This window comes from Neobacillus drentensis (genome assembly GCF_036965245.1).
Classification (GTDB): domain Bacteria; phylum Bacillota; class Bacilli; order Bacillales; family Cytobacillaceae; genus Neobacillus; species Neobacillus drentensis_G.
This window is the reverse complement of record NZ_JBALPG010000151.1, coordinates 34,938-35,285: the sequence shown is the minus strand read 5'-3', so window position 1 is coordinate 35,285 and position 348 is coordinate 34,938. Positions and strand designations below refer to the sequence as shown.

At 33.0% G+C, this 348-nt stretch carries 1 pseudogene; it reads left to right on the top strand.

Annotated elements, in window-relative coordinates:
* A pseudogene (locus tag V7150_RS22945) lies at positions 1 to 259 on the top strand (hypothetical protein); the annotation flags it as partial.
* Positions 260 to 348 lie beyond the last annotated feature (89 nt).

Below are 348 nucleotides of genomic sequence, written 5' to 3'. Positions count from 1 at the left end.
CATTTGCCTCTGTGGTTTTTTCTTAGCTCATCAATATAAGGGTAAAATTGATTATGATTTAGCTAAAAATTATTTTAGAGATGTAGAGTTGAAAACAGTATTTAGGATTATAAAGCGAAGGTGGAAAAAATTAAAGGATGCTTTAAGCATATATAGAATGACACCAGTTGAGACTATAAAACATAGAAGCAAGCTTAACAGTGTAAAAAACAAATTGATAAGTGAATGGGAAGAAAAAACGAGTCAAAAATGGCCCTGATATACTGAGGCAGTTTATGATAAGAAAGGTAGGGTCGTTAGAGACATCGTGCAACCTTATCACAGAGATCTCTCGACAACAAAATGGAA